Annotated in this window: 16 protein-coding genes; 10 read left to right on the forward strand and 6 right to left on the reverse strand. The window is 65.3% G+C overall.

What is annotated here, in order from left to right:
• Nucleotides 1–108: 108 nt before the first annotated feature.
• The 9 genes from BMY30_RS00505 to BMY30_RS00545 all read left to right on the forward strand — a co-directional run bounded on the left by BMY30_RS00505 (nucleotide 109) and on the right by BMY30_RS00545 (nucleotide 10,066).
• The gene (locus tag BMY30_RS00505) at nucleotides 109–1,683 is read left to right on the forward strand and encodes an ABC transporter substrate-binding protein (protein WP_089709689.1); all 1,575 of its coding nucleotides are present in this window, start codon (nucleotides 109–111) and stop codon (nucleotides 1,681–1,683) included.
• 107 nt (nucleotides 1,684–1,790) lie between these two features.
• Nucleotides 1,791–2,837 (forward strand): ABC transporter permease, encoded by a 1,047-nt coding sequence (locus BMY30_RS00510; protein WP_089709690.1) that lies wholly within the window; start codon nucleotides 1,791–1,793, stop codon nucleotides 2,835–2,837.
• Entirely contained in the window at nucleotides 2,834–3,775 is a 942-nt protein-coding gene (locus BMY30_RS00515; RefSeq protein WP_089709691.1) for an ABC transporter permease, read from the forward strand. Before BMY30_RS00510 ends, BMY30_RS00515 begins: the two co-directional genes overlap by 4 nt.
• Before the next feature lie 5 nt (nucleotides 3,776–3,780).
• Complete coding sequence (locus tag BMY30_RS00520; RefSeq protein WP_089709692.1) at nucleotides 3,781–4,800, forward strand: ABC transporter ATP-binding protein; 1,020 nt, start codon at nucleotides 3,781–3,783, stop codon at nucleotides 4,798–4,800.
• On the forward strand, nucleotides 4,800–5,852 hold the full coding sequence (locus tag BMY30_RS00525; RefSeq protein WP_089709693.1) for an ABC transporter ATP-binding protein: 1,053 nt from the start codon (nucleotides 4,800–4,802) through the stop codon (nucleotides 5,850–5,852). The genes BMY30_RS00520 and BMY30_RS00525 overlap by 1 nt, the downstream gene beginning before the upstream one ends.
• Before the next feature lie 75 nt (nucleotides 5,853–5,927).
• On the forward strand, nucleotides 5,928–6,878 hold the full coding sequence (locus BMY30_RS00530; RefSeq protein WP_089709694.1) for a LysR family transcriptional regulator: 951 nt from the start codon (nucleotides 5,928–5,930) through the stop codon (nucleotides 6,876–6,878).
• Nucleotides 6,875–8,194, forward strand: a complete 1,320-nt coding sequence (gene pepQ / locus BMY30_RS00535) for a Xaa-Pro dipeptidase (RefSeq protein WP_089709695.1) — start codon at nucleotides 6,875–6,877, stop codon at nucleotides 8,192–8,194. The genes BMY30_RS00530 and pepQ overlap by 4 nt, the downstream gene beginning before the upstream one ends.
• 296 nt (nucleotides 8,195–8,490) lie before the next feature.
• Entirely contained in the window at nucleotides 8,491–9,126 is a 636-nt protein-coding gene (locus tag BMY30_RS00540; protein WP_139195442.1) for a hypothetical protein, read from the forward strand.
• A gap of 58 nt (nucleotides 9,127–9,184) precedes the next feature.
• A complete protein-coding gene (locus tag BMY30_RS00545) occupies nucleotides 9,185–10,066 on the forward strand; it encodes a Crp/Fnr family transcriptional regulator (RefSeq protein WP_089709697.1) in 882 nt (293 codons plus the stop codon).
• Between the two features lie 54 nt (nucleotides 10,067–10,120).
• Here the strand turns inward: BMY30_RS00545 and msrA are convergent, their stop codons facing one another.
• The 4 genes from msrA to BMY30_RS00565 are packed head-to-tail and all read right to left on the reverse strand — an operon-like array spanning nucleotide 10,121 to nucleotide 17,605.
• Entirely contained in the window at nucleotides 10,121–10,735 is a 615-nt protein-coding gene (gene msrA / locus BMY30_RS00550; RefSeq protein ID WP_089709698.1) for a peptide-methionine (S)-S-oxide reductase MsrA, read from the reverse strand.
• A gap of 42 nt (nucleotides 10,736–10,777) precedes the next feature.
• Nucleotides 10,778–14,848, reverse strand: coding sequence for an autotransporter assembly complex protein TamB (gene tamB, locus BMY30_RS00555; RefSeq protein WP_089709699.1), 4,071 nt, complete (start codon nucleotides 14,846–14,848; stop codon nucleotides 10,778–10,780).
• Nucleotides 14,849–14,859: 11 nt separating this feature from the next.
• On the reverse strand, nucleotides 14,860–16,713 hold the full coding sequence (gene tamA / locus BMY30_RS00560; protein WP_089709700.1) for an autotransporter assembly complex protein TamA: 1,854 nt from the start codon (nucleotides 16,711–16,713) through the stop codon (nucleotides 14,860–14,862).
• Between the two features lie 28 nt (nucleotides 16,714–16,741).
• Nucleotides 16,742–17,605, reverse strand: coding sequence for a hypothetical protein (locus BMY30_RS00565; protein WP_089709701.1), 864 nt, complete (start codon nucleotides 17,603–17,605; stop codon nucleotides 16,742–16,744).
• A 244-nt stretch (nucleotides 17,606–17,849) separates the two neighbouring features.
• On the opposite strand from BMY30_RS00565, the gene BMY30_RS00570 reads away from it, so the two are divergent.
• Nucleotides 17,850–18,428 (forward strand): superoxide dismutase, encoded by a 579-nt coding sequence (locus tag BMY30_RS00570; protein WP_089709702.1) that lies wholly within the window; start codon nucleotides 17,850–17,852, stop codon nucleotides 18,426–18,428.
• A 68-nt stretch (nucleotides 18,429–18,496) separates the two neighbouring features.
• Here BMY30_RS00570 and BMY30_RS00575 read toward each other — a convergent pair whose 3' ends face one another.
• Together BMY30_RS00575 and galU are read right to left on the reverse strand one after the other, a co-directional pair.
• Entirely contained in the window at nucleotides 18,497–19,786 is a 1,290-nt protein-coding gene (locus tag BMY30_RS00575) for a UDP binding domain-containing protein (RefSeq protein ID WP_089709703.1), read from the reverse strand.
• 5 nt (nucleotides 19,787–19,791) lie between these two features.
• A complete protein-coding gene (galU, locus tag BMY30_RS00580; protein ID WP_089709704.1) occupies nucleotides 19,792–20,682 on the reverse strand; it encodes a UTP--glucose-1-phosphate uridylyltransferase GalU in 891 nt (296 codons plus the stop codon).
• Nucleotides 20,683–20,738 lie beyond the last annotated feature (56 nt).

Raw genomic sequence — 20,738 nt, forward strand, 5'->3', positions numbered from 1 at the left:
GTCCCCTCTCACAATTTCGATTGTGCTGCGGTGGCCATACTCACTATGTTGTTGGCTGGACCTTCGCGGTCGCACATCAACAACAAGCCAACCGGCATGGAACGACACATGACTCTCAAGAAGACCCTGCTGGCGAGCGTGATCGGCGCCGCCATGACCACCGCTGTGCTGCCCTCCATGGCCAGCGCCGAGACCACCCTGCGCATGGCCTATGATGCCGACCCGGTCTCGCTGGACATCCACGAGCAGCTTTCCGGGGGTATTCTCCAGCTCTCCCACATGACCTTCGATCCCTTGGTGCGCTGGACCAGCGACCTGGAGTTCGAGCCGCGCCTGGCCACCGCCTGGGAACAGGTCGACGACACCACAATGCGCATGACCCTGCGCGAGGGTGTCGAATTCCACAGCGGCAACGCCTTCACCGCCGAGGATGTGGTCTGGACCGTTGAGCGCCTCAAGCGCAGCCCGGACTTCAAGGCGATCTTCGAGCCCATCGAGAGCGTGACCGCGGTCGACGAGACCACCGTGGAATTCAAGACCGCCGACCCCTACCCGCTACTGCTCAACCTCGCCACCTACATCTTCCCGCTGGACAGCGAGTTCTACAGCGGCACCGCCGAGGACGGCGACCCCAAGGACGAGATCGTCAAGAACGGCAACTCCTTTGCCTCGGCCAACCTCTCCGGTACCGGCCCCTTCACCGTGGTCGAGCATCAGAAGGGTACCCGCATGGAGTTCGACCGCTTCGAGGGCTATTGGGACGAGGAATCCCCAGGTAACGTGGATCGCATCGTGCTCACCCCGATCAGCGAGAACGCCACCCGCGTGGCCGCCCTGCTCTCCGGCGACGTGGACTTCATTGCGCCGGTGCCGCCCAACGACCTGGACCGCGTTCGCGAGGACGAGGACGTCCAGCTGGTCACCATGTCCGGCACGCGGATCATCTTCTTCCACATGAACCAGGAGCGTGTCGAGGCCTTCCAGGATCCGCGGGTCCGCCAGGCCTTCGCCTATGCCGTCAACCAGGAAGGCATTGCCGATCGCCTGATGAAGGGCTTTGCCACGCCAGCGGCCCAGTTCTCGCCGGAAGGCTACGCTGGCCATGTCGACTCTCTCGAGCCGCGCTACGACCTGGAGAAGGCCCAGCAGCTGATGGCGGAGGCCGGCTACGAAGACGGCTTCGAGATCTCCATGATGGCGCCCAACAACCGCTACGTGAACGATGCCAAGATCGCCCAGGCGGTGGCCGCCATGCTGGCGCGCATCAACGTCACGGTGGACCTCAAGACGCTGCCCAAGGCTCAGTACTGGGGCGAGTACGATGACCGCGCCGCCGACATGATGCTGATCGGCTGGCACGCCGATACCGAGGACAGCGCCAACTTCCACGAGTATCTGACGGCCTGCCCCGATGCCGACACCGGCGCCGGCCAGTACAACGCCGGCAACTACTGCAACCCGGCGCTCGACAAGCTGGTGGCCGAGGCCAACCTCGAGGTCGATCTCGAGAAGCGCGCCGAGATGCTGCAGCAGGTCGAGCAGACCCTGTACGACGAGGCGGCCGTCGTGCCCCTTCACTGGCAGGACCTGGCCTGGGCCTCGGCGTCCAACGTCAATATCGAACCGATCCTCAACGTGATGAACTTCCCCTACCTTGGGGATCTGGTCATCGAGGAAGAGTAAGCCTGCCTCTTGCCGGCCCTGCATGGGCCGGCCATCCGAAACCCTGATCCCTGCGACGCGCTCGTTCGACGAGGGCGTCGCAGTGTGTTGCACACGGGACGCCAGCCATGATCGCCTTTCTGATCAAGCGCCTCTTCCATGCCCTACTGGTGATGTTCGTCATCAGCATCATCGCCTTCGCCATCCAGGACAACCTGGGCGACCCCATCCAGCAGATGGTCGGCCAGTCGGTCCCGGAGAGCGAGCGCGAGATCCTGCGCGAGCAGCTGGGCCTCAACGATCCCTTCCTGGTCCAGTACCTGCGCTTCGCGGGCAATGCCCTGCAGTTGGACTTCGGCTACTCCTACATCTTCAACCAGCCGACCACCGAGGTTATCCTGCGCCACCTGCCGGCAACCCTTGAGCTGGTGTTCGCCACGACTCTGCTGATCGTGCTGCTCTCGGTGCCGATCGGGGTCTACAGCGCGATCCGGCCCCGCGCCTGGTTGTCGCGCTTTTTCATGGGTGTGTCGATCATCGGCATCTCGATTCCGGTCTTCCTGACCGCCATCATGCTGATCCAGCTGTTCGCCATCGGTGTGAGCTGGTCGCCCTTCCCCGCCGCTACAGGCTGGGGAGCCTGGCTCAACGACCTGGTCAGCACCGAGGGCGGCATGCCGGCCTACGGGCGCGGCAACCCGGTGCCTGTCTTGGGTACCTGGGCCACCAACTTCGCGAGCCTCGAGGGGCTCACCTACCTGGTGCTGCCGGCCATCTCGCTGGCCTCGATCATGCTGCCGCTGTTCATTCGCCTGATCCGTGCCGAGATGCTCGAGGTGCTGCAGTCCGAGTACGTGAAATTCGCCCGCGCCAAGGGCATCTCGCTGCGCCGCATCTACTTCGTGCACGCCCTGAAGAACACCATGCTGCCGGTAATCACCATGGGCGGGGTGCAGATCGGTACCCTGGTGGCCTACACCATCCTCACCGAGACGGTCTTCCAGTGGCCGGGCATGGGGCTGATGTTCCTCAACGCCATCCAGCGCTCCGACGTGCCGCTGATCATCACCTACCTGATGATCGTGGGGCTGATCTTCGTGATCACCAACACCCTGGTCGACCTGATCTATGGCCTGGTCAATCCCACCGTCAAGCTGACAGGGAAACCCGCATGACAACCACGACACCCCAGGTGGCGAGCCGCTGGTCACGCTTTCGTGGCTCCTACCTGCTCTACAGCTTCAAGCGTGACCTGATCGCCCAGCTGAGCCTTGTGGTCTTCATTGCCCTGGTCGCCGTGGCGGTGCTGGCCCCGTGGCTTGCGCCCATGAACCCCTACGATCTGGCACAGATCGACATCATGTCCTCGGAGCTGCCGCCCTTCTGGGTCGACGGTAGTGACCCGACCTACCCGATGGGCACCGACGCCCAGGGCCGCGACCTGCTCTCCACCATTCTTTATGGCGCCCGAGTATCGCTGATCATCGGCTTCGGTGCGGTGGCCCTCCAGGCCCTGCTGGGGGTCAGCTTCGGCCTTCTCGCCGGTTACCTGGGTGGACGCGTGGATGCCTTCCTGATGCGCCTGGCCGACATTCAGCTATCGTTCTCCACCCTGATGGTGGCCATCGTGGTGGGCGCCCTGGTCAAGGCGATCTTCGGCGGCGCCACCTTCAGTGCCTATGCGGTGCCACTGCTGGTGCTGATCATCGGCCTGGCCGAGTGGCCCCAGTACGCGCGCACCGTGCGCGCCTCAGTGCTGGCCGAGCGCAGCAAGGAATATGTCGATGCGGCCCGGGTCATGGGCTTTACCAGCCGGCGCATCATGTTCCGCCATATCCTGCCCAATACCCTGTCGCCGATCTTCGTCATCTCCACGGTCCAGGTGGCCAACGCCATCATCGCCGAGGCGGCGCTCTCCTTCCTGGGACTGGGCATGCCCGAGACCCAGCCGTCACTGGGCTCGTTGATCAAGTCCGGCTTCGACTACCTGCAGTCAGGCTCCTGGTGGATCACCCTGATCCCCGGCCTGATGCTGGTGGTGCTGGTGCTGGTGATCAACTTGCTGGGCGACTGGCTGCGTGACGTCCTCAACCCGCGACTCTACAAGGGCTGACCCTCATGGCACTCCTCGACGTCAATCATCTCGATGTGCGCTTCGCCCTTCGCCGCGGCGATGTCCAGGCGCTTCGCGATGTCAGCTTCAGCCTGGAGCGCGGCGAGCGCCTGGGCATCGTGGGCGAGTCCGGCGCCGGCAAGTCGGTGGCGGCCTTCAGCCTGCTCAACCTGATCGCCAAGCCGGGCTACATCGCCGGTGGCAGCATCCAGTTCGACGGTCGCGAACTGACCCAGATGAGCGACCGGGCGCTGCGCCATGTTCGTGGCCACCGCATGTCGATGATCTTCCAGGATCCGATGATGACCCTGAACCCGGTTCTCTCCATCGGCGAACAGATGGTCGAATGCCTCAAGGCTCACCGGCGCATCTCGAACCGCGAGGCCCGGGCGATCGCCCTGAACAAGCTCGAGCAGGTACAGATCCCCTCCCCGGCGGCGCGCCTGGATCAGTACCCCCATGAGCTCTCCGGCGGCATGCGCCAACGGGTGATCATCGCCATCGCGCTGCTGCTCGACCCCGACATCATCATCGCCGACGAGCCCACCACCGCGCTAGACGTGACCATCCAGGCCGAGATCATGGCGCTGCTGCTGGAGCTCTGCGAGAAGCACAACGTCGGCCTGATCCTGATCACCCACGACCTGGGCGTGGTCAGCCAGGTCACCCAGCGCATGCTGGTGATGTATGCCGGCCGGGTGATCGAGCAGGGCCCGACCCGGGAGATCATCAACGATCCCCAGCATCCCTACACCCAGGGCCTGATCAACGCCCTGCCCCAGATGGCCACGCCCGGCAGCCGGCTGAACCAAATCCCCGGCAGCATGCCCTCGCTGGACAACCTTCCGAGCGGCTGCGCCTTCCACCCGCGCTGCGGCTTCGTCCAGCGCGCGGACGGCTCCACCCGACGTGCCTGCATCGACGAGGTTCCGGGCTTCGTGACCTCCGGCAACTGCCGGGTCGCCTGCCACATGGTCGCCGAGATGCTCGAGCGCGAACGCATTCCGGCCGAGGAGATTCGCTGATGAGCTCGACCGTCCAAGCCCCTGACCAGGCCCCCGAGACGGCCGCTCCCCTGCTGGAGATCCGCGGACTGGAGAAGCACTTCTCGCTCTCCGGGGATTTCCTCGAGCAGCTGAAGTTCAAGCGGGGCAGGCTCGTTCGTGAACAGCAGTACGTGCATGCCATCAACGGCGTCGACCTGGATATCCAGCGTGGCGAGGCACTCTGCGTGGTCGGCGAATCCGGCTGCGGCAAGTCCACGGTGGCGCGCACCGTGATGGGGCTGCTGCATCCCAGTGCTGGTGAAATCCGTTATGACGGCCAGCGCATCGACGAGCTCTCCCACAAGGCGATGATGCCCTACCGTCGTCGCATGCAGATGATCTTCCAGAACCCCTATGCCTCGCTCAATCCGCGAATGACCATCCAGCAGACCCTGGAGGAGCCGATCCGCCTGCACCACCCGGACTGGTCGTCACAGCGCATCAAGGAGCAGGTCGCCGAGGTGATGGCCTCGGTGGGCATCGCGGCCGACTGGGGCGCCCGCTATGGCCACGAATTTTCCGGCGGGCAGCGACAGCGTATTGCCATTGCGCGAGCCCTGGTCGTCGATCCGGAGTTCATCGTCGCCGACGAGCCGATCTCGGCGCTGGACGTGTCGATCCAGGCCCAGGTGCTGAACCTGCTGATGGAGGCCCAGCAGCAGCGCAATCTGACCTACCTGTTCATCACCCACGACCTCGCGGTGGTCGAACACTTCGGTACCCGGGTGGCGGTGATGTACCTGGGTCGGGTCTGCGAGGTGGCGCCGACAGCCACACTCTTCGCCCGGCCACGACACCCCTACACCCAGGCGCTGATGTCGGCGATCCCGCGCCTCGAGGACGACCGACCACAGCACATCCGCCTGGAAGGCGAAGTGCCCACGCCGGTCAACCTGCCCTCGGGGTGCGTCTTCCATGGTCGCTGCCCCCATGCTAACGAGCGCTGTCGGCGCGAAATTCCGGTCCTGATCGCCACCATTGACGGCGGCCAGGTGGCCTGTCACGCCGTGGAGGAAGGGCGCATCGACTGACGCCCGTCACGCTATGGCACAATGCCGAGGCCGATTCATGGCCGAGACACGGCCGCGGTACGCAAGAGGAACGACATGGAACTGCGTTGGCTGGAAGACTTCATCGCCCTGGCCCGGACCCAGCATTTTTCCCGGGCGGCGGATGAACAGAATGTCACCCAGCCGACCTTCTCGCGACGCATCAAGCTGCTCGAGGAGGAGATGGGCACCACCCTGATCAACCGCCAGACCCTGCCGCTATCGCTGACGCCGGCCGGGGAAGAGTTCCTCGGCCTCTGCCAGCAGGTGACCCGCCGGGTGGCGGCAACCCGGCAGCGGCTGGCCCACCTGGCCGAGGAGCAGGCCGGACAGCTGCGGCTGGCGGCGCCGCAGAGCCTGCTGGCGCACTTCCTCCCCGAGTGGCTGGCCGGGTGGGCCTCATCCCCTCCGTTGACACCCTACCTTCGTGCCACTGGCTGGCTTGCCGACGATTTCTTCGAGGCCCTGGCCCGCGACGAGTGTGATCTGGTGCTCTGCTACTGGCCTCAGGGCGCCTGTCCCCTGATGCCCGTGACCGAGGGATTCGAACACCGCCACCTGGGCAGCGAGCGGATGATCCCGGTCTCTCCGCCCGAGGCCGATGGTCGCCCCCGCTTCGCATTGGAGGCCGATACCGGCTTCACTTTGCCGCTGATCGCCTACCATCCTCGTGGGTTGATCGATCTGGCCCTGCGCAGCCACCTCGATCACCAGCCAGGCACACCGCGCTTCCAGGTGCTCCACGAGAGCATCCAGAGCGGCAGTATCCGCGAGCTGGTCGGCCTGGGCTACGGCCTGGGCTGGCTGCCCGCGCGCACCGTGCGCGATGACCTGGCCGCCGGCAGGCTGGTGCGGGCCGGCGATACGCGCTGGGAAGTACCCCTTGAGATTCGCCTCTACCGCCGTTGCGGTCACGGTCAACCCGCCCTCGAGGCCCTCTGGGAGGCGCTGTCCCACCATGCCGGTCACCGTCATTCACTGCCGATCCCTTCACTGGAGTTACCATGACCGGAACTGTCACCACCTCGGCCCTCGCCTCCCTGCAACGGAACCACTTGGCAGCCCTGCAACAAGCCTACGACGAGATGCTGACGCGCCTGGGGCTGGATGGGGTGCTGCTATATAGCGGCCATCCCCGCCGCCACTTCGCCGACGACCAGGAGGCGAGCTTCGCCGCCTACGGCCATTTCATGCACTGGACCGGCCAGGTCGACCTGGTACGCAGTTGGCTGCTGATCCGCCCGGGAAAGCGACCGAGGTTCAAGGTCCATGCCCCGGACGATTTCTGGCACCTGCCGGCCAGCCTGCCCGACGAGGCCTGGGTAACAACCTTCGATATCGAGATGAGCCGCGACGACGCCCCGCCCACCCTGCCGGCCGGTCGATTCGCGGTGCTCGGCGACGTGTCCACGTCGCTCGCTGAGGCGCTTGGCGTCGACTGCAACCCGGCACCCTTGGTGGGCGCCCTGGACGAGGGCCGGGTGCGCAAGAGCGACTACGAGATCGCCTGCCTGCATAGCGCCAACCAGCAGGCGATGGCCGGCCATCGCGCCGCTCGACGCGCCTTTCTGGAGGGTGGCGCCGAGCTCGATATCCAGCTCGCCTACCTGGGCGCCTCTCGCCAGCGCGAGACGGCCCTGCCCTACGCCAGCATCGTGGGCGTCAATGCCCATGGTGGCGTACTGCACTACCAGCACTACGACACATTCCCCCCCGCCAGGCGACGCAGCCTGCTGCTCGACGCCGGCCATCGCCACCGAGGCTATTGTGCCGACATCACTCGTACCTGGGCCGGGCCCGGTGCCGATACCGCCTTCGCCTCACTGATCGAGGGCGTCACGGCGATGCAGCAGCGGCTGATCGAGGCCCTGGCGCCGGGGGTTGACTATGTCGACCTGCACCAGTGGATGCACCTGGCCCTGGGGGAGCTGTTGGCCGAGCAAGATATGGTCCACTGTACCCCCGAGGCGGCCGTCGCCCAGGGCATCACCCGGGCCTTCTGCCCTCATGGCCTGGGCCATTCGCTGGGCCTGCAGGTACACGACGTGGCCGGCCGGGTCGACGGCGCGGGGCGGCCACTGCCGCCACCCGAACGGGATCCGGCCCTGCGACTGACCCGGAAACTGGAAGCCGGCATGGTGGTCACCATGGAACCCGGGCTCTATGTGATCCCCATGCTGCTGGCACCGCTGAAGGAAGGTACGGCGGGCCGCGACATCGACTGGCGGCTCGTCGAGCGCCTGGCTGACCACGGCGGCATCCGCATCGAGGATAACGTCGTGATCACGCCCACCGGCTACGACAACCTCACCCCACCAGAGTAGAGCCCTCGAGGGACGAGACCAGGAACGCTGCCGACCCCGTTGCACCCCCTGATGCGGAGGAAACTCACCCGCCATGGGGCTGGCTCGGCCCGGCCTGTTGTTACCATGAGCTCTGCGCATCCTTTCCCGGCAACATGCCATGAACCGAAAAACTGACTTGTTAACACAGGTTGGCAGACCCGCACGGTTTTGTTGCCTAGTCTCAGCAAAAGACAGGACACATGACACCCGCCGGGCAAGCAGTTGAACCACGCCCTGCTCGTCTCCTCAAATAACGATTAAGGGGGTGACATATCATGAGGATGCCAAGTATCAACCATCGTGACGATCATCTTGTTATGCAGCCGGGCAGGCAGCCCTGTGACATCACCTTGACCGAGGATGTACTCGCTCTGGTCAATGACCATGAGCACCATGAGTACTATCGGTATCACTGGCTATCCCTGCGCTTCTTGACGTATAACCTCGGGTTGAGCCGACTCATGCAGGCCCTGGCTGACGAGAGCAAGCAGCGGATCCAGGCGCTGATCGAACAGTCGACGTCACTATCGCTTGGCAAGCCCGCTATTTGGGACCCGTCCACATCCGTCTGGCAGGCTCCTACCCTGCCGTCACAATCCCACTTCTTTATCCTCGATGATGATACGGCGGCCCAGGAGCTCAGCCGCGCATTGCTCGATGAGTGGCGATCGCGACGCTTCTATGAGCGTCTTCAGGCCTACAACGGCACGCCTCAGTTGGATGCCTGGTTGAATGCCTGCATCAGCCAAGCCCAGGCACAATTCCAGGTCCTGCAGGAAACCGAGTGGTTATTGCCGGCTATACCCCGTCAGTCTCATGAAATGACGTGGCCTGACATGGGCCATTCCTCTCGCAGCAAGGCACCCGGGGGGCGCCGCTCGATGCCAGGAAGGCCGGGAAGTAACCATTGACTCGACCACCGGACAGGTATCCGATTCATGGCCTGTCTTGGCGCCGACAGGATGGGCCATGGTGCTCTATAGCACTTACCACTACACTGGGGTCATAAGGGACGGTGAACCGCTATCCTGTTGCCGGCAGATACCTACAGGGAATATTGATATCCACACACCTCATCATACTGCCTCCTCCATCAAGGAAGATGGAACGAGTCTGTTCCAGCGCACCATGGAACGACATGTGGACTTGAGCACATCGGAAAGGGAACTGCTGGCAGGGTTCGAGCAACGTACCCAATCCGCTGCGAAGAATGAGCTGCTCTGGCGTCCCCGCACTAGGGTAGGCGAGCTGTTTATCCTGCAGAGTGGCTGGGCCTGCACCGTCCGTTGCACGGCAGGCGGCGAGCAACAGGTGATCGAGTTGTTGCTGCCCGGTGATATCATCGGACTCAGGGAATTCACCTTCATGAGGCACGTCACCGAGGCCAGTATGATTACCCAAGGCTCGATCCAGCCTTTCCCTCATGAAAATATCGTCGATATCATCACGGCTTCCACGCCGCTGGCGATCGCCCTCTTTGCCATTATCGGCCGCCAGGAAACCCTTCTCACCGAACGAATGCTGATGACGCTTCATCGCAGCGCGCGGTCTCAGGTACTGCATTTCATGGTCGAGACCTTCTTTCGCCTCGAGAAGGTGCAGCCAGTCAATCTGGCATCATTCGAGTTTCCCGTTTCCCAGCGGCTGCTGGGCAACATATTGGGTCTATCACCGGTGCATATCAATCGCATCCTCAAGTCGCTGGAGCAGGACGGCGTGCTGAAAAAGCACCGCGACCACATCGACGTCTATGACACCCAGCAACTTATCAAGGAAGCCGAGTTCGACGCCGATTACCTGAGCGATGAACTTGACGGATTGAAGGAACGGCTAGCGCAACTTCAGCACTAGCTGGGCCTATGTGCCTGCACGATACAAGCATCACACCGGCACGGTATTCGGAGCTCAACCGATCGGACAACGGATGCCGGTCCCCTTCAGGCCGCAGTAGCCACCCGGGTTCTTCGCCAGATACTGCTGGTGGTATTCCTCGGCGTAATAGAAGGACTCTAGCGGCTCGATCTCGGTGGTAACCTCGCCCTTTCCACTACGCGAAAGCGCTTCGGCATAGGCCTCACGGCTGCGTTCTGCCAGTTCGCGTTGAACTGGGGTGGTGGTAAGGATGATCGAGCGGTACTGGCTACCGATGTCATTGCCCTGGCGATGGCCCTGGGTCGGGTCATGCGCCTCCCAGAACACCCGCAGCAGGGTCTCCAGATCGATCGCGCGAGGATCGAACGCCACGCGCACCACCTCGGCATGGCCGGTGCGGCCACTGCACGTCTCCTCGTAGGTGGGATTCGGGGTCACGCCGCCGGCATAGCCCACGGCGGTGACATGCACGCCCGGCTGCTGCCAGAAGAGCCGCTCGGCCCCCCAGAAACAGCCCATTCCCAGCACGATCTCTTCCATGCCCTCGGGCCAGGGAGGCAGCATGGCATGACCGTTGACCAGGTGGGTCCCGCTGATCGGGATCGGCGTGTCGCGCCCCTCGGGCGCACGGTCTGGGTGCAGTGGCATGGTGATGGCTCCATCGTCTGGTGAATATCCGTCTGGCTCGCCTCACGGAGTAGGTGGCTCGCCCGGCAGACTGAACTTGTAGACCAGGTCGACCGCCTGAGACGCCCCCGAGACCGCCTCGAGATAGAGATTGCGCCACAGCTGGTAGCGCAGGGTTAGCTCGGCGATGGGCGAGAAGACGCCCACCCCGTAGCCGATGCTCAGGCGATCGGTAAGATTGCCGGTGACCACCACCTGACTCTCTTCCCCTGCCCCAGCAGTATCGAGGCTAAGATCGTCGATACCGAAAGCCTCGCCGAGGGCGCCTACGGCGCCGCCTGTCTGCCCCAGGGTGAGGCCTATCAGCGCAGAGGTCAGGGCGCCATCGGAGCCGCCGCCGCTATCCGGGGCACGCCCGCGCAATAGATAGGAGAGTGCACTGGCCTCGTCCATGGCTGGCTCGGAGAAGATCTCCAGGGACGGTGATCTCGCCGAGCCGCTGACTCGCAGGCCGGCAATCACATCGTCCTGGGTGGCCGCGGGATTGCGGATTGCCTCGAAGTCGAGCAGCGGTTGTCCTGGTGGCCCGCTGAAGAAGATGGTCCCCTCACGAATCAGCAGGTCCTGGCCGAAAGCCCGGAAGCGGCCATCGACCAGGCTGACGTCACCGTATAGCTGAACCGGTCCGTTCTGTTGGCGAACCTCCAGGCTGCCGGAGAGCCCCGCCTCCAGGCCATAGGCCTCCAGAAGCACATCCGGCCCCAGCGACAGGGTGATCAGGATGTCGATAGCCATGCCGGCCTGGGCCATGGCCTCGGCGGTGGGCTCACCAGGCTTGCTCTCTGTCTCGGCCTTTGCTTCTTCTGTTTCGGCTTGTGCAGCTCGCTGGTCCTGCTCCTCGGTGATGATCACCTCGTCCGAGCTCGGGGCCATGGCCGCATCGGGAACCTCTCCCACTTCGAGCCGTGCCCAGGGAATCTCGACCGTGCCGCGAACCCGGAGCCGCTCGGGGGTGGCGCGGATCCTCAAGTCCGGGGCCAGGCGCAGACGTCCGAATTCGGGCAGGACCGCCAGCAGAGGGTCGTCGATGGCCTGCAGGTCGACGGCGGCCTGCCAACTGCCGCCATCGGACCAGCTTGCATTGCCTCCGATCTGCAGGCGTCCCTCTTCGGCGGCCAGGAAGCCGTCGATGTCAGCCCGATCGCCGGCCAGTTCCACGACGAGTTCCCCATCGCGAATCTCCAGCGGCAGGTCCAGGCCGCCGGCCCTCAGCCCCGACAAGGCCAGGCGGCCATCCAGCCGCGGCGTCTCACGGTTGCCGGTGATGCGAATATCGCCGTCCAGGCCTCCCTGCAGCACCTCCAGGCCAGCGGCCAGGGGGCGATAGGGACCCAGGCGCAAGTCATCGATGCGCAGTTGGCCGTCGAGGGCTCCCACGGTCAACGGCTCGTCGATGGCCAGGGCCAGGCGTACCTCGCCGCTGTCGGCCAGCCCCAGCACCAGGTCGAGATCCGCGCGGGCCTCGCTGGCGGTCACCTCCAGGCCCAGCCGGGTGCCAGGAACCGACCAGGGGCGCCCATAGGCATCCTCGCCGGTGACCTCGGCGCGGCTGTCTAGGTCGGCGGTCAGTTGCCAACGGGCCCCGCCGCTCGACCAGCTGGCCTCGAGGGACCCGGCGTTCTCGCCACTGATGCGCCATCCGGGCGGCATCACGGCATCGGCCAGGTCCATGGGCAGGTCGCGGATCGCGAGCGCCGCCCGGCCGGCCTGGGCCGAAGCCTCCAGCGGTTCGGTCAGGCACACCTCGCCCCCCTGGCGGCGGATCAGGCAGAAGGGTGAGACCCGCGCCAACCCCGCGGGAAGATTGGCGTCGAAGGTCAGCGCCTCGGCGAGGCGGATGTCACCGAATTCGCTGTCGATCTCCAGTGGCGACAGGTTCCCGCGATAGCGCTCACGGGCGCTGTCGAGTCCGCCCTCCAGCGCCAGGACCAGGCGCGACAACGGCAGGTCATCGCCGCCCTCCGCGGCTAGGCGCAGGCGGTGCTGCGAGAGACGGCCGTCAAGGTCCAGAGTAAGGCTGTCGAGACGCTGCCCGCCGGCCTCGAGACGGCTGACCTCCAGGGCCAGAGCCAGGTCGGGGTCCTCCAGCCCGGCGACCTGCGCCGTCAGATCGAGCGACGCCACGCTGTTGTCAGCGAAGGCCAGCGATCGGCCCGTCAGCGTGAGATCGAACTCCGGAGCCTCCAGGCTGCCGGCCGTGGTGAAGCGCCCGGCCAGGGTGCCACCGAGGTCAGGGTAGAGGCTATCCAGGGCGGGCATGTCCAGGTCACCGGCCAGGTCCAGGGCCTGACGGCTCACCCGCCCCGCCACGCTGACCCGATTGGCGCCCTGGCGGAAGTCGAGGGACTGGATGTCCCAGCGCATGTTACTGTCGCCGGAGAAAGAGGCCTCGAGGCTAAGCGGTCGATCGTCCAGTGTGCCCTGGAACTCCAGCCCCGGCACCTCGAGTCGCCAGCCCGTGTCGTCCTGGACGAACGCCAGCTCGGCACCGCCGCCCAGGCGGCCGTCGAGGCCCTCGACGAAGCGGCCAGGGTCAAGGTTGTCCAGTGACAGGCTGGCCTCGACCTCGAGACCGTCGCGCCAGGCGGCCTGGCCTCGGCTGACCAGGGTGGCGTCCTGATGGTTGACGGTCAGCGGTGACCAGCGGAAGTGGCCGAGGTCGCCGCTGCCAATGAGCAGCAGGTCGGTGGGTGGCAGTTGCGGTCCCTGAGCATTCAGCGATACTCGGGTGCGATAGTCGACCAGGCTACCCTCCAGGTGGACCGCAAGATCCTCGATCCGCCAAGGCTCGGCGGGCTCCTCCGCCGCAGCTTCTGTTTCTTCGGTCTCGACCGACGCATCTTCCTCCTGGGCCGGTTCTTCTTCCTCCTCGCTGGTCGCTGTAACCTCGGCACCGGGCAGCGGCCACTGCAAGGCATCGCTCTCCAGTGAGGCGGTGAACGGCAGCGTCGGGTCGAGGGCATCGACCCGCGCCACCAGGTGGGCCTCGACTGGCCCGCGAGTCTTCAGGTCGACCTCGAGGTCGGCCAGGCTTCCGGCCAGGGCGAGCTCGATGCGCTCCCCTTCCAGAGCCGGCATGCGCTCCGGCAGGTAGAGATCAGCGGCCAGACGGGCTTCCAGGGAATAGTCGTCGCGAAGTTCCAGCCGTGCCATCAATTCGGCATCCGCATCGGCGGTGGCGACGGCCAGGGTATCGATCTCGATCTCCTGGCCACGGGCAGTGAGGCTTAGCAGCAACTTCTCGACGCCATACTCGACCGACCCGGCGATCGCGAAGTCCTCAATGACAAGCTCGGGCACCTCCACCGCCATGGGCAGGGTCACCTCGGGGAGCGCACGGCGTGGCTGCTCGTCGAGGGGCAAGTCGGCAAGCCCCTCCAGTTCGGCGGCGGCCTGGGCCGGCAGCGGCGAGCGCACGGCGATGGCCGCGTCGATGGCCACCGCCGAAGGCCGAGGCCCCTCGTACTCGGCCTCGCTCAGGGCCAGGCGAGTGCCGGCCGAGAGCGGCAGGGTCAGCCGCCCCCCGGCGAGTCGGGTGGGCAGCAGGGTCAGGGTACTCTGCTCCGCTCGGATACCGGTGGTGAAGGAGTCCCATGCCAATTGCGTGCCGTCGGCCAACTGTACGTTGACATCAACCAGTGACAGTTCGCGCAGCTCCACCGGGAACGGCAGGCGGATCTCCTCGAGCGGGGCAGCGTCATCCTCTTCTGGCTCGGCCTCCGTTTCGCTGTCCATTTTGGCCAGGCGAATATCGGCGCCTTCAACGGCCAGGCGGTCAAGACACAGCCGGCCCTGCAGGACGCACTCCTCGGACCAGGCCAACTCGAAGCGCCTCAGGGCGATATGGGCAGGCCCTGCCTTCAGACGAAGGTCATGCAGCACCAGGGTATCCAGCGGAGCGCCCTCCACGGCCCCCAGTTCATAGAAGCCGCGCTTGGCACCCTGCTCGAGCAGCACGCCGGTTCCCCAGGGCGAGAGCGCCAGGCCCAGTACCAGCAGCACCAGGCCCAGCAACCAGAGGGGCAGGACGATCAGCAGTCGGGCCAGGGCCCAGATCAAGACGCGGGTTCTCAAGATGCGAGCTCTCAGAATTCCGGACCGATGGCGAAGTGGATGCGGAAGGCATCATCGGCATCGAAGGGATGGGCGACATCGAGGCGAATCGGCCCCACCGGGGAAATCCAGCGCACCCCCAGGCCGGCGCCGGTCTTCAGGTCGCTCGGGCCCCAGTCATTGAAGGCATCGCCGGTATCGATGAAGGCCGCACCCCACCACTTGCCGGTAATGCGGCGCTGGGCCTCGAGGCTGGCGGTGAGCAGCTGCTCGCCGCCGATCAGGCGACCCTCGTCGTTCTCGGGGGCGAGACTTTCATAGGCGTAGCCGCGCACGCTGCGATCACCGCCGGTGAAGAAGCGCAGCGAAGGGGGAATGTCCACGAAGTCGTCGGTGGTGATGCTGCCCAGTCCGACCCGGCCCACGAAGCGGTTGTCGTCGCCGAGCATCCGGATCCATTCGCTGTCGCCCGTCAGTCGCAGGAACTCGGCGGCAGAACCCCACCAGTCGCTGGAATACTCCACGGCCAGGCGCTGGCGATCTCCCCAGGTGGGAAAGGTGGGATTACGGGTACGGATGCGCGACCAGCTGATACCGGGATAGAGCAGCAGCACCTGGTTGGAGACGCCGGCCTGGGTGAAGTCCTCGTAGGTGGCGCGCAGGTAGAGGGTCTGCTCCCAGTCATTGTCGAATTTCCAGCGACGAGCCGCCTCCACCGTGCTCTCCAGCGTCCGCGTGTCTTCGTTGTCCTTGTGGCGCAGGCCGTACTGGAAGCGATAGCTGTCACGCAAGGGGTCCGCCAGCGGCATCGTGTAGATCCCGGTGAAACGCTGCTCGGGCCCCGAGAGGTAGAGATCGTGATCCAGACCATGGCCATAGCGGTTGATCCAGGGTTGGTCCCAGGCGAATCGTAAGCGTGGGCCGACATCGGTGGCGTAGCCTACCCCCACCTCGAACTGGTGGCGGTCGGCGGGGGTCAGCGCTACGTCGATCGGCACCTCGGGAAGGATGGGGCGCTGCAGGCTAGCGGACGCCACCAGCGCATCGGCGGCGATGCGTGGATCGGTGCCGACAGGCTCCACGCCGGCCACGTCCAGCGACTGCCACCAGGTAGATTCCGCCTCCGGCAGCGCCAGGCGCCCCAGTTCCCGTTGGAGGCGCGGACGCACGTTCACCGAGGCGAACCACTCGGTCTGGCCCAGACGCTGGTTGAACCGGGCGACCCTGCTCGCCAGATAGGGCTCGCCGCTGGTGAAGGGAGCCAGGTTTTCCAGCCGCTCGGTCTCGATATGATGGCCCTGGAAGATCACGTCGCCGAAGCGGTGGCGCTGGCCGCTGTCCAGCGCCAGGTAGAGTCGGGCGCTGTTGGCGTAGGGCCTGACTTCCATCCGGCGATCGGTGAAGCGCCAGTCGAAGTAGCCGCGCTCGAGGGCGAGGTTGGCCAGCCGGCTACGCAGGCTGTCGAAGGGGGCATGGCGCAGGCGATCCCCTTTCTCCAGAGGAAAGTCCTCGATGGCCTCGGTGAAGGGGGGATCCTCGGCGGCATCGCCGGTCACGGACAACTCGAGGACCTCGATCAGTACCGGTTCCCCCGGACTGATGGAAAGGGTTACCTGAGTCGGTGCCTCGGGATCGTCGAAACGTGGCTCGATCCGGGGCGAGTAGTAACCGTAGACCCGTAGCGCCTCGCTGCTGCGCCGCAACACCTCGCTTTCCAGGCGAGCGGGACTGTACAGCTCAGCCTCGAGCCCCTCGAGGTAGAGACGAACGTTCTCCGCCAGCGGATCTTCGATGCCCTCGATAGTTGCCTCGAGCGCCAGGGCACCAGGCGCGAGGCCCAGGAAGAATGCCGCCATCCCCAGGCGTGTGTACACGCAATTATCCATTGCTACCGCTTCCTGAACTGGCGACATGTCATTGGCGCAGGACCTCGAGCTGGGCGCTCATGGCAAGCTGCGCCTGGCGCAGCTCACGCAGCCCGGACTCGATGTCCCCAAGCCGATTGCCCAGCGCCTCGATTCGTTCCTGCGCATCATCGCGTGATCCCGCCATCGCTTCAACGTCGGCCTCGAGGCTTGACAACGCCACTTCCAGCGACGCGATGCGAGCCGCTTGAGCACCACGCTGGTCGGCGAAGCGCCCTTCCAGCGTCTCCAGGGTCGTGGCCAGGGCCCGGAGACGCTCGGCCTCTGCCTCGCGAGCCTCATCGAGGGCGGCGAGCCGTTCTTGTAGCGCGGCTCGCCCCTCCTCGCCCGCCCGTTCCAGGGCATCCAGTGAGGTACGGGTTGCGGCCAGGATTGCGGCCTGGGTGTCGTTCTCGTCGCTGATTGCGGCCAGCCGGTCATCGAGAGACGTCATAGACTCTTCGAGTGACATCACCACTTCCTCGAGAGGCGTCAGGCGCCGTTCCTGCTCTGACTCGAACGTGGCCAGGCGTTCATCGATGACCGCATCGAGTTCGGCTTCCAGGTTGGCCAGCTCATCCATGCGGTCCTGCAGCGTGGCGAAGGCCTCTCCTCGACCCTCGTCCGCATCGAAGCGGGCATGCACGTTGGAGAGCTCGCCGCTGACCCGTGAGAGTTCGGCCTGCAGGCGAGTACGCTCCTGCCAGCCGGCCCAGCCAAGAGCGGCACCGGCTGCGATGAGCAACACCACCAGCAGCCACAGCGGCCATACCCGCGGAGGCGGGGGCTGCCGCCAGCGTGGCGCCGACAGGCTGGCATCCGGGTCCGGTACGATCGGCCGGCTGTACCGGGAGGCATCCGGGCGCTCTGCCATGGCGAACTCCTTCTGTGAAAACGGGGTGGCCGGGGCCGCGGCGGAGGGCCGTTCGATTGGCGCCCCCGGAGGCGGGTGCTATGATGCCGCCACGGCACCGACACATCATCCTGATAGTGTAAGGTTTTTTGTCATCGGAACGCACGGGGTACATCAACGACGCTTGCCGGACCTCGTCCCCTGTTATACCGATGAAGCGCCATGGCGGGCTGTACCAGGACCGCCGACGACCAGGAGAGATTCGATGGCATTCGAATTGCCCGCACTGCCTTACGAGAAGAACGCGCTTGAACCGCACATCTCCGCCGAGACCCTTGAATACCACTACGGCAAGCATCACCAGACCTACGTGAACAAGCTCAACGAGCTGACCGATGGCTCCGATGAGGCCAACAAGTCCCTCGAGGAGATCATCACGTCCTCTTCCGGCGGCCTGTTCAACCAGGCAGCCCAGGTCTGGAACCACACCTTCTACTGGCACTGCCTGGCGCCCAACGGTGGCGGAGAGCCGAACGGCGCACTGGCCGAGGCCATCAATGCCAAGTTCGGATCCTTCGACACGTTCAAGGAGACCTTCAACGCCCAGGCGGCGGGCAACTTCGGCTCCGGCTGGACCTGGCTGATCAAGACCGACGACGGTGGCGTCGACATCGTCAACACCAGCAACGCCGACACCCCCATCGCCCATGGCCAGACGCCGCTGCTGACCATCGACGTGTGGGAGCATGCCTACTATATCGATTACCGCAATGCGCGTCCGAAGTACCTCGAGAACGTCTGGAACGTCCTCAACTGGGACTTCGTTGCCCAGAACTTCAGCTGATAGCGCGGCGCTCCAGCACCGAATCTGTACAGCCCAAGCGGCCCCGCCAACTGGCGGGGCCGCTTGCGTTAGGGATCGGCGCGCCGCCCGATGCCACGATAGTGCATGCCACAGGCGGCCACATGGGCAGGGTCGTAGATGTTGCGCCCGTCGAGCAGCAACTTTTCGCCGAGCCGCTTGGCCAGCAGCGGCCAGTCAGGATTCCAGTAGGCCTTCCACTCGGTGACCAGCATCAGCGCATCGGCCCCCTCGCACGCCTCCAGGGGGTCTCCCCGGAACACTTCTAACAGCGGATGCTCGCCGACTTCTGCCAACACGGCAGGGATTGCCGCCGGATCATGCAGGCGAACCCTCACGCCCTGGGCCCACAGCGCGCGAAGCAGCGTGAGCACCGGCGCTTGGTCGATGCGGGCCGTACCGGGTTTGAAGGCCGCACCCCAGATCGCCACGCAGCGGCCCTCCAGGCGTCCATGGAGGTGCGCCCAGAGTTTGCGGAACAGCGTCTCCTTCTTGTGCTCGTTGATATCGAGCACTTGGTCGAGCAGTGCCGAGTGACGCCCGCTAGCCGACTGAACGTCGGCCAGGCGCATCAGATCGCGAGAGAAGTTCGGGCCGCCGAAGCCACAGCCGGGATAGAGATACTCGTAGCCGATGCGTGAATCGGCGCCCATACCCTGGCGAACGTATTCCACGTCCACCCCCAGGCTATCGGCCAGCCCGGCGATATCGTTCATGTAGCTGATGCGCGTGGCGAGCATACCGTTGATGGCCAGCTTGGTGAGCTCCGCGGCGCGCCGCGGCATCCGCTGGAACACCTCGCGGCGGCGATTGAAGGCACGCAGCAGTTCGCGTACCTGACGCTCCGCCCCGTCCGCGTCGCAGCCCAGCAGCCAGCGGGAGGGCCGGGTGAAGGTTTCCCACGCGCGCCCCTCCTCGAGCAGGTCGGCCAGGGCCACTGCCCGACAGCCGTCGAGGCGTGATTCCAGCTGCTCGGTCTCGCCCACCGGAAAGGTGGAGTTGTTGACCAGTACGGCCCCGGGGCAAAGGCCGGTCATCAGGCGTTCCACGCTCTCGGCCGCATCCTGACGCTGGCCTGGGGAGAGGGCGAGCCACAAGACGTCGAAGGCCTCGCGGCCGACAGCGTCCTCTTCGGTGGCGGCCAGGTGCAGGCTGCCCTGACTCATTCCCTCCTCGAGCCGACGCATCAGCTCCGGTTCACTGGTCAGCCAGCCGCTGGTGGAGAGCGCCGACCAGGCAGCCGAGGCATGGGGCAGCCAGGTCACCCGGTGGCCGACCCAGGAGAGTGCCGCCGCGGCGGTGGCGGCGGCCAGCTCGCTGCCATGGATCAGTACCCGCATGGATGTCACTCCTCTCCGGCGTAGCGCGTCAGCAGCTGACGGAACCCTTGGCCGTAGCGAGCATGACGACGACCATAGGCAAGGATCGCCTCCAGGTAGCCCAGCTGGTGGCCACAGTCGTAGGTCTTGCCGCGCATCCGCCAGGCGTCCACGCCCTCCTCACGACGCAGGGTCTCGATGGCATCGGTGAGCTGGATCTCGTTGCCGGCCCCCGGCGGCGTGTCGCCGAGCAGCGAGAAGATCCGGCCCGGCAACACATAGCGACCGATCACCGCCAGGTTCGAGGGTGCCTCATCGACCGGCGGCTTCTCCACCACCCCGGAGATCGGCCGCGACTCGCCGGGGCCGGGAAGCTCGCCGCCGGTGTCGACGATACCGTACTTGTGAACCATGTCATGGGGCACCTCCTCGACCATCAACTGACTGTGCTGGCTGGCCTCGAAGGAGGCAATCATGCCCGCTAGGTCGTTGGGCTTCATACCCTCATTGTCGACCAGCACGTCGGGCAGCAGCACCACGAAGGGCTCCTTGTCGCCCACTACCGGGCGCGCACAGAGCACGGCGTGACCCAGACCCAGCGGCTCGGGCTGGCGCACGCTGATGATGTTGACGTTGGAGGGCACGATGGAGCGCAGCTCCTCCAGCAGCTCCGTCTTGCCCTTGGCCTCGAGGCTCGCCTCGAGCTCGAAGTGCTTGTCGAAGTGGTTCTCGATGGCGCTCTTGGTGCCATGGGTCACCAGTACGATGTCACGAATACCGGCGGCGACGGCCTCCTGGACCACGTACTGGATCACCGGCCGGTCGACGATGGTGATCATCTCCTTGGGGATGGCCTTGGAGGCCGGAAGACAGCGCGTGCCGAACCCGGCAACGGGAAGAACGGCCTTGTTGATCATGATACGGTCCCTGTCAGTGTCGAGATATGGCCACCGGGAAAGCGTGGGAATGCCCT

Origin of the sequence: Halomonas daqiaonensis, from assembly GCF_900109725.1 — a bacterium.
Classification (GTDB): domain Bacteria; phylum Pseudomonadota; class Gammaproteobacteria; order Pseudomonadales; family Halomonadaceae; genus Halomonas; species Halomonas daqiaonensis.